This window comes from Citrobacter sp. S46_ASV_140 (assembly GCF_018919545.1).
GTDB lineage: Bacteria > Pseudomonadota > Gammaproteobacteria > Enterobacterales > Enterobacteriaceae > Citrobacter > Citrobacter braakii.
On sequence record NZ_JAHLRC010000126.1, the window covers coordinates 1 to 9661 of the forward strand.

At 45.8% G+C, this 9661-nt stretch carries 7 protein-coding genes; 3 read left to right on the forward strand and 4 right to left on the reverse strand.

Annotated features, from left to right (window positions below; all coding sequences use genetic code 11):
• Positions 1 to 476 precede the first annotated feature (476 nt).
• Positions 477 to 1139 carry a LuxR C-terminal-related transcriptional regulator gene (locus tag KQJ19_RS20095; RefSeq protein WP_016155026.1) on the forward strand — a complete coding sequence of 221 codons (663 nt, stop codon included), beginning with the start codon at positions 477 to 479 and terminating at the stop codon, positions 1137 to 1139.
• A 62-nt stretch (positions 1140 to 1201) separates the two neighbouring features.
• On the opposite strand, the gene KQJ19_RS20100 is transcribed toward KQJ19_RS20095, so the two are convergent.
• The 3 genes from KQJ19_RS20100 to KQJ19_RS20110 all read right to left on the reverse strand — a co-directional run bounded on the left by KQJ19_RS20100 (position 1202) and on the right by KQJ19_RS20110 (position 4276).
• Complete coding sequence (locus tag KQJ19_RS20100; protein WP_131347211.1) at positions 1202 to 2698, reverse strand: C69 family dipeptidase; 1497 nt, start codon at positions 2696 to 2698, stop codon at positions 1202 to 1204.
• Positions 2699 to 3041: 343 nt separating this feature from the next.
• Positions 3042 to 3506, reverse strand: coding sequence for a hypothetical protein (locus KQJ19_RS20105; RefSeq protein WP_016155024.1), 465 nt, complete (start codon positions 3504 to 3506; stop codon positions 3042 to 3044).
• Positions 3503 to 4276, reverse strand: coding sequence for a winged helix-turn-helix domain-containing protein (locus KQJ19_RS20110; RefSeq protein ID WP_049282829.1), 774 nt, complete (start codon positions 4274 to 4276; stop codon positions 3503 to 3505). Before KQJ19_RS20110 ends, KQJ19_RS20105 begins: the two co-directional genes overlap by 4 nt.
• Positions 4277 to 4853: 577 nt before the next feature.
• Here KQJ19_RS20110 and KQJ19_RS20115 point away from each other — a divergent pair.
• On the forward strand, positions 4854 to 5471 hold the full coding sequence (locus tag KQJ19_RS20115) for a helix-turn-helix transcriptional regulator (protein ID WP_046276006.1): 618 nt from the start codon (positions 4854 to 4856) through the stop codon (positions 5469 to 5471).
• Between the two features lie 75 nt (positions 5472 to 5546).
• Positions 5547 to 8387: an intestinal colonization autotransporter adhesin MisL gene (gene misL / locus KQJ19_RS20120; RefSeq protein ID WP_216404048.1), complete on the forward strand. Its 2841-nt coding sequence runs from the start codon at positions 5547 to 5549 to the stop codon at positions 8385 to 8387.
• A gap of 186 nt (positions 8388 to 8573) precedes the next feature.
• Here misL and KQJ19_RS20125 read toward each other — a convergent pair whose 3' ends face one another.
• Entirely contained in the window at positions 8574 to 9398 is an 825-nt protein-coding gene (locus KQJ19_RS20125) for an AraC family transcriptional regulator (protein ID WP_103767033.1), read from the reverse strand.
• Positions 9399 to 9661 lie beyond the last annotated feature (263 nt).

Below are 9661 nucleotides of genomic sequence, written 5' to 3' on the forward strand. Positions count from 1 at the left end.
GCTCCTCATTTAGAGATAGATCGTCCCTATTATCAGTAACATTGTCTGGGCTCCTTTTTTCTTGCGCCCTGTAAGGCTGTCGCCCGCTATCAATTATGTTAGATAAAATATTGTTGTACATCGTAGATTGGACGTATTTCACTCATCCTATAATATTAATAATGATCATTAACTATGAGTATTAATGAATTATTATTATCTATAAGCAGATTGTGATTGAGATAGTCCTCAACTCTAAGGTGAAATAAAAACACTTGAAATACAATATGTTATGTTTGTATTGTGATACTTATTTAAATGCTATAAAGAAAAATCGAATCCTGCATTCGGAAAAAGCGAATGATCGAATTGCACAATTAGCTAAATTCTTATAATTCAATCAGATTATCTTTAATCTTAAGTAGTGACTTGTTATTGGCTTGGCATGCAATAACGATAAGGAATATTGTCAATCATCATTTGAATGAAGGCTACATATGCTTAACATGGACAGTAAGATAATACTCATTAGTAACCAATCAATACAGACGCAACTCTTGCTGGATTATCTCAATAAGCAAAACGATATCTTGGTTGATTTTGTTAACATTAGCAGACCAGACATGTCATTTATCGTTGAGGGAAGTATCATCCTCTATGATATACAGGCATCAAGCCGTAAATTAAAAAATGTCTGGTCAAAATTACTCAATGACAGCGCATATAGTTTGCGCGTTTATATTATTAACTGCCTGCGGTCGCTCCCACTCTATGAGAGCATGCTATGGCCAAATTTTGAGTCGATCGTACCAAATAATTGCTCTACAGAATATTTGTTAGAACTCCTTAAAGAGGGGCTAAAAACCTCCCGTCCACCACGCTCACTGTCACCGCTGCCAGAGTATGTAAACCTCACGCCATCAGATAATAACTACGGCGTTTTAACCGAAAGAGAATATGAAATTTTGACCGAGTTGTCGAAAGGTGCGTCTAATGTAGAAATTGCTAACGCATTTTTTATTAGTGAAAATACAGTGAGAACGCATATTTATAATATATTTAAAAAGATATCAGTGAATAACCGAACACAGGCAGCTTGCTGGGCCAACTTGCATCTAAGAAGTCTGGCTCTCGATCAACTGCCGCGGAAGGAAATGTAAGCCGTACTACTGGCGCAAAGTTTTGAAGCTTACTTTGCGCCAGCATGTCATCGTGTCGTTACTCAGTCTTTTTTCGCAGCGTTTGCAAAGAAGATATCAGACTGAATGTCCTTAGTGCGGATGGTAAAGAGCTGATTAGTCAGATCTTCCGTCAGCTTCTCGGCATCGGCCATGATGCGCAAGTTGAAGTCATTCAGCATCTTATCTGCGGCAGGTTTATCAGTTTTCGCCATCTTCAGATATTTTGCTTCGACCTCTTTTTGCTCCTTCGCCACTTTATCTTCCCATGCTTTGTAGGTTTTTTTGACGATTGGCGCGAGCTTCGGATAATCGGTCATCGTCAGCGTCTGTAACTTACGGTATTTCCAGTAAATGGACTGATCGTCCGCTTTATCGGTACCCATCGTATAGTTTGCCGGATACGCTTTCAGGCCGCTGTAGTACGGAACAAACGCGGTGAGGTCGGCCATACCCAGACCAATGTAGGTCGTTTCACCAATCTCTTTTGGCAACCACGGACGGACCTGCATCACGTGTGCTTCATAGGTGCGGAAGACGCTAATCGGACGCCATGGCTCTTTGCCGTTCAGACCGTTGGTGTACGGGTCATGGCTGGTGCCTTCGTAATGGTTACGCAGCACGGCCTTCACATCATCCAGCGTCATCTTCTTCTCTGGCGTCATGAACACCGGGAATTCGCGCCCTTTGGCCATATCCTGATTTACGGAAGGATTGAACTCTTTCTGGATGGTCCATACGCGAGGATCGTTATACGTGCGGTCACGCTCATCATCACGGGTATAGGCTTTAGAGAAGTTGAATTTGCCATCTTTTGCCGGTTCGTACAGACCTTTTTCGGTCGCAAATTGAATCAGGTTTTTTGACGCCATCATGTCCGGGTTTTTAGGGTCGTAATCCTGTAAGCGGCCCTGATTACCGGTGGCAAAATACTGGTTATTCGGCAGGCGCTGCGCCATCCACTGGTGACCGCTGCCGGTTTCCAGGTACCAGATTTCGTTATCGTCGACGACGGCCACGCCAAAACCTTCCCCAGCGCCGACGGTCTCAACGATATGACCCAGTAGCGCCACGGCTTCACGCGCGGTTTTGCTCTGGGACAACAGAATATCCGGGATATCATCTTCGGTGATCCCTTTATCCTCGACATAGGGGTCGGCAGCCAGCGCTTTTGCTGAGGCAAAAATAGATTCTGTACCGCTCACGCCAACGCCCAATTCGTTAAATCCGGTCGCGCCGTGCAGTTGGGTTTTCCAGTTTGGAACGGTGGTATAACGCAGAGAGTTTTTGGGTAGCGGCCAGGTAAAGTCATTCGCGCCATTATGTGCTTTGGTGCTGTATACCCCGGTCTGATTCTGCTTGGCCGGATGAATGACAAAATGCTGCGCTTTCAGGGCATCGCTGTCAGCGCTACGGGCTACCAGCATGGAGCCGTCCGCTGATGCTTCATTACCGACCAATAGGGTCGTACAAGCAAAACCTGATGAAACAACGGCCAAATTTATAGAAAGTGCAATCAGGCACTTTTTAAAAGTAAACATTACGTATCCCTCATATGTACGCCAAAAATACACCGGAAACACACCGTTTCCTGAAATGCGATAACGCCTGAACGCTCAGACATTGCTCGCGAGAGAGATAAACGCCCCTGTCCACGTCTTCTCCAAATATCCATCCGTAGGTTGAAGTCTTCTGGGCAAAATAAAACGCCCATTTCGCTTAATTATTGCGCAATGGATATCGTGGTATTCAGGATGTTTCCTGATTCGGGATGAAGAATAGCAATGGGATATGAGTGGATTCAGTGACCCATGTCGCGTAAGTCGATGATGGCAAATATGAATTCTATTGAAGGGGGCGTGCTTTTTGTATCCGGATATGACGTTACCTTTTGCGGCAATACAGCGAGGGGACATTTGAGCTGGCAAAAATCCATGCGCCCTTATACTCCTCCATGACCAGGCTCAGGTTTCGTCCGCTTTGACGGTAAAATCCGGGTAATGTGTTGTTAATATCAGCTTCATCGGCGCTGTCAGCGAAGGTTTTGACCACCTGCATTGCCTGTAGCACTCGGGCTTCGTGCTGCCGGGTATAACTGAAATAGATGTTCCTGCTAATGTCTGAGGTATTACGTCCGTACAGTTTTCCGGTAATGGTCGCTAGCCCTGCATCTTTGTACATCCGAAATGAAACCGTACCTGCAAAGCGGTTGCTGCCAATATTCCATTCGACATTTCCAACGCAATTTAGCTGCTTTTCGGCATAGCGTGAATGCCATAGCCATCCGCCTGAGCCGAGCAATGTCGCCACGCCGATTACGATTAAAATAAGGTGGTGTATTTTTTTCATTGCCCGCGCATCCAGTAATAATGGGTAGTACAAAACGCGTGCGCATCTACCCGTGCATCTTTATCACAAACAAATGCCACGATCCTCTCCGCTTTACGGTAGCCGGAAAGGAAAACATGCTTGTTGTTTTCACAGAGAGAAGGGTGCAGTTGCATCAGATTGAAATAATTTTCCTGATCGTGATCATTCAGTGAGTAATAAATTTTACAGTTTTGCCGAGATGGGACCTGCATAGAAACAGAAATGAATTTACTAAACGGCATAACAGGACGTGTCTGATACCACACCAGCCAGATAATCAATGTGGCAATAACGATGCCAGCGCTAAATATAATATTCCACCAGGGGACCCGCGTCGTTTGTTGTGCCGCGGGAGGAATTATCTTTGGGGGCGCGTATTCCTCTATTAGCGGTGACTGGAAAACTTCACTCTGAGGATGCGTTATCGCCTCTACCTGCGTATTTTCATTTAATCTGAGTCCGCGTCGAGAAATAGTTTTCACCGTATCACGTGGCAGACCCACATCCGCCAGCGCGTTACGTAGCGTCAGAATAGCCTGGTAAAATGTGTTGGTTGTGGTCACATTATTTCTCTCACCCCAACCCACTTTTATCAATGTGTTCTGCGAAACAATGTCACTTGCGTGAGTAATTAAATAGAGAAAGCAAAGCGAAGCTGGGAGCTGAAGTTGTATTGCGCGCCCGGTCTGACGATTGACCAGACTTTTGCTGTCAGGATTAAATTCGACCAACTGATTGATAAGGTACAATTGCCCAGCCCTCAGTAACTATAACGTATCACCGCGTGTGCCTACACATACCTTAAATTTTACATCCAAATCGTGAATATGCCTCACTCTTTGTACGTGATCGAAGATAAGAATTTCACTTAAGGATTAAAAACACTTTAAATACAATGTGTTACGTGTGTAAATTCTTAGGTGAGTATTAACTAATGTTAAATAATGAGAATTCATTACAGTTTTATCTGAATTCTCATTATATTTATCAACAGCACTTCAAGGGGGATTGAGTTATCAGGATTGTGTAATTAATAAGAGCCCCTTTCATTGGTTAATTTTTAGCAAATAGTGCTTTTTTAATTTTTATTCTGGGATTTGGATTTATGCATAAAATTCCTAATACCCAGACTGTTATTCTGAGATAAAGCAGAAAAAAGCTTAGCGCAATCGCATTACTTATAGCCTATACATAATAACATATCAGGAGTTTATTACATTTTTTAGGTGTCACTGTTATTAACTGACAAGGAATGTCACACGTGTCGGATTGACACATTTATTTACCAATGAAATATTTATGGAAAAATAACAGGAGTCATTTTTGATGAAGAGATCACCATCACAGAGTGTTCGTTGCATAAGCTGTGAATTATCCTGTCAATTATTTCCGGATACTGTGGTACGCGCCAGCTACTGTCACCGAGCCACTTTTGCGATCTGGCCAGAGGGAAATAGTTTTCTGCAAAAAGGAATTATTGAAAAACTTCTCCTTAATAATCAAAATCATTTGTCGCGTGGGTTTATTTTTGTGGACTTTTCCTTCCCAAACCTGCGCCTGTTCGCCGATCCGCAATGGGTTGACCGGCTGGCCTACAGCGGTATGTATATTGTGTTGATAGCGGACAGGAATCTCGCGCCGTTAGCCAACTACTGGCTGTCGAAAAGCAATAAAATACAAGGGATTATATATTCCGATGATGATGATGAAGTTCAGCATCAGAAAATTCGCCGATTATTTACCGGCCACCTTGCGAACAGTAAACGCGGACGCTCACTCAACTATACAGAAATGATATTACTGAAGCGATTTGTGTCAGGGAAAAGTATTCAGCAAATTACAAAAATAGATAATATAGATATTAAGAAAATATATGTCTACAAGCTCAGGCTTGAAGATAAATTAGGCCATAGCATTCATCAAATACTGTCGAATATTTTATAACGCATTTTTGATTTTTACTATTTTCACATCTTTGCGATGTGGTGGACGCCCTACGCCCGAAAGCAGGAGGCTATTATGAAAAAACCTAAGCATTACTCACGCATTGCGATAGCGGTATCAACCGCGTTAACGTCAATGGTATTTTCAACCCACGCGGCCTGGATTGATATTGATAGTCTTCCTGCCAGTGGATTGGTGAGCAGTCTTTCGCCGGAGTTGCAGGCTTTATTTCCTGCACAAGCGAATGCCAGTTTCGAAAAAACCAGCGCTACGCCGAATTATGTTTATCAGTGGAGTGCCGGTACCATTCCCGTTTTTGGCCATGGATTAACGCTCAATGGGCCTGGGGCTGAAGCTTTTGAACACTCTGTTACCGTTATTCAGAACAGCACGACGGGTAGCCCGGGCGTTATTTTCGGTGACGACCTGACGATTCGCACACAGTCAAAGAATGCCACTAATAATGGTAAAGATGTTGACGGTATCCGCACGCACGGGGCTAATACGCCGGATAACCCAGTCTTTATTATCACCGGGGATCGCACCAGTATTTATGTGGACGGCCAGGATGGTGATGGTATTAACGCCGGTTACAACGCCTATAATAATGGGCAGGGTTGGAAAGGCTCGGCCAACATTTACGTCGGCGACGATCTGTATATTCAAACCACCGGTAACCAGGGGCGCGGCATCACGGCAAACGCGATGAGAGACGAAACGCTGGCTAAAAATACGATTATCGTCGGCGACCGGGCACACATTGTGACGACCGGTAGCAGCTCAGAAGGTCTCCGTACCGGGCAGAGCGGGTCCTCAATCCGCCTTGGCAATGACGCCACCATCGAGACGTCGGGTGCTTCCTCGACGGGGATTTATGCCGCCTCATCTTCCAAAACGGAACTGGGCAACAATGCCACTATTTCGGTGAGCGGAGCCAGCGCACATGCGGTTTATTCCACCAATGCAACCGTGAATCTCGGCGAAAACGCAACGATCAACGTCAACAATTCGGCGAAAGCGGCGTCATACAGCAAAGCGCCACGCGGCCTGTATGCGATTTCACGCGGTGCGATAAACCTGGCAGGTGGCGCCGCCATTACCATGGCGGGCAATCACAGCAATGAAAGTTATGCCATCAGTACAGAAACGGGCGGTATCGTCGACGGTTCTGCTGGCGGGCGTTTCCTTATCGACGGCGATCTTCACGCCGCCGGTGCTACTGCCGCAAACAACACCCAGCCGCAGCAAAACAGTACCATCAAACTCAATATGACCGACAACTCGTTGTGGAGTGGGGCGTCATACGTCACCAGCGGCACTGCCGGGACGGGGGTTATCTCGCTGCAAATGAGCGATGCGACCTGGAACATGACCAACAGCTCAACGCTCACTGACCTGACGCTGAACGGCGGGTCAGTGGTGAACTTTGGGCATGCTGACGGCGAACCGTGGCAGACGCTTACTATCAATGAAGATTTTACCGGCAACGGCGGAAAACTGGTTTTCAATACCGTCCTGAATGACGATACCTCCGAAACCGACAAGCTGAAAGTGCTCGGCAACACCGCAGGTAACGCATTTGTGGCAGTGAACAATATTGGCGGAACCGGGGCGCAAACCGTTGAGGGAATTGAGATCATCGAAGTGGCCGGTAATTCTGACGGTACTTTTGAGAAAGCGGGCCGTATTGTTGCCGGTGCGTACGACTATAACGTGGAGCAAAAGGGCAGCAACTGGTATCTGACCAGCTTTATTCCTGCTCCGCCGGATCCGGAAGAGCCGGACCCCGTCGATCCGGACCCGGTTGACCCTATTGACCCAGACCCCGTTGACCCGGACCCGGTTGACCCTATTGACCCAGGTCCTGTTGACCCAGACCCGGTCGATCCTGTCGACCCGATTATCCCTGAGCCGGAAGAACCTGTTGCGCCCCCTGTCACTGAGCAGCAGTACCGCCCGGAAGCAGGCAGTTATCTGGCGAACAACTACGCTGCTAACACGCTGTTCATGACCCGACTCCACGATCGTCTAGGGGAAACGCAGTACGTCGATATGCTGACGGGCGAGAAAAAAGTCACCAGTCTGTGGATGCGTAACGTCGGGGCACATACCCGCTTCAAAGACGGTAGCGGACAGTTGAAAACCCAAAGCAACAGCTATGTCCTGCAGTTAGGCGGTGACCTGGCGCAGTGGAGCAGCGACGGCCTCGACCGCTGGCACCTCGGCGCGATGGCTGGTTATGCCAACAGCCAGAACCGTACGCAGTCCAGTCTGACCGGTTACCATTCACGTGGTCAGGTCACCGGTTACAGCGTGGGACTGTACGGCACCTGGTATGCCAATGACGCTGACAAGACCGGCACTTACTTAGACACCTGGATGCTGTACAACTGGTTTGATAACAAGGTGATGGGTCAGGAGCAGGCGACGGAGAAATATAAATCCAGCGGGATCACCGCTTCTGTTGAAGCCGGTTACAGCTTCAAACTGGGTGAAAACGAGCGCAACAGCTATTGGCTGCAACCGAAAGCTCAGGTGGTGTGGATGGACGTGCAGGCCGACAGCCACCGGGAAGCGAACGGTACCCGCGTGAAGGACAACACCGATGGCAACCTGATGACCCGTCTGGGGGTAAAAGCCTTTATCAACGGTCACAACGCCATCGACGACGGTAAATCTCGTGAGTTCCAGCCGTTTGTTGAAGCCAACTGGATCCACAACACGCAGACGACTCGCGTGAAGATGGATGATGTGAGCAACGACATGCGTGGCACCAAGAACATTGGCGAGCTGAAAGTCGGCGTTGAAGGTCAAATCACTCCGCGGCTCAACGTGTGGAGCAACGTGGCCCAACAGGTCGGCGATAAAGGCTACAGCGATACCCGCGGTATGCTGGGCGTGAAATATAACTTCTGACGTAGTTGCAGGTAATGGAAAAGCCGCTGATTAATGGGTCAGCGGCTTTATTTTTTGTGGGGGGGAGGCCGGATAAAGATTTCAGCAATCCCCCCACCTGTTGCGCCAAAGCCGTTTTTTTCTGTGGAGTTCCTTAAAGATATAGAAGAATAATTTAAGGAAAATTGTATGTATAAATCATCAGGACTATTTTTTTACTTTCAAAGCAAACTGCTTCGGTGTAATGCCAAAGAACTCTTTAAAATTACGAATAAAATAAGATGTACTGGTGTAGCCCACTTCATTCGCGATTCTATTAATATGCTTCTCGGTAGTGGTGATGAGTTTTGCCGCCTGATGCATGCGAATATCCAGCACTAGTGTATTAAAATTATTACTCTCTTTCTCCAGCTTTTTACGAATCGACACCTCCGACATATGTAAAATGCTCGCCAGATCTGCCAGCTTCCAAGATTTAGAGAGATCAGCTTCAATGATTGACTTCAGCCGCTCAGTAAAGGTGGTATCCGTTGATACTGACAAGGAATAAACTAACGATTCTATATCCCTCATTTTAGAAAGAAGATAAGTTATTTTATAAACTTGTCGGTGTTGTGGGACATCGCTTCCAGTTAATCGTTTGAAAATTTTTGTATCTGTTTCATCAACAGGACAAGTAAATATTTTACGCCGCATCTGGTTAACGCTTTGCGGATCCAACAGAAGCGGTTCCATCACTTTACAGATACAACTCAATACATCACTGTCAACTTGATAGAGCTCATAGGGAACACCTTTGCCTAACACTTTTAATGCAATATCAATCACGGTGTTTTTTTCGACGTAACAAAGTGATTCAGGGGGAACATTAAAGGACTGCCCATCTTTTGTTTTTATAAGCAGTTGCGCATCCCGCAGATAGATAATCGCACAGTTATAAAAACGGATTTTTTTCAGCACCAACAGATTGTTGTGTGCAAAATTTTCCTTAGCCGGAAAAATAAGGTTACTTAAAGCACTTTGGCTATTCATACAGTCACCCCCATGCTTTGTATGCATATAATTTCATGGGTTATCAGCCATGTAAACTCGGAATTTTTTAATAATAGGAAAAATGTATAATTCTAATTATTTGTTTTTTAACTATGTATTTCTTTAAAATACAAAGAGTTACCCAGTGGCTTTGGTGAGATAATTAACAATTTTAATATTTTCAATGAGAAATAGTGCGAAAATATGGCAATCACACATTCGGTGCAAGAAAAAAATTCTTAAGCAATATCGGAAGCTTTCGG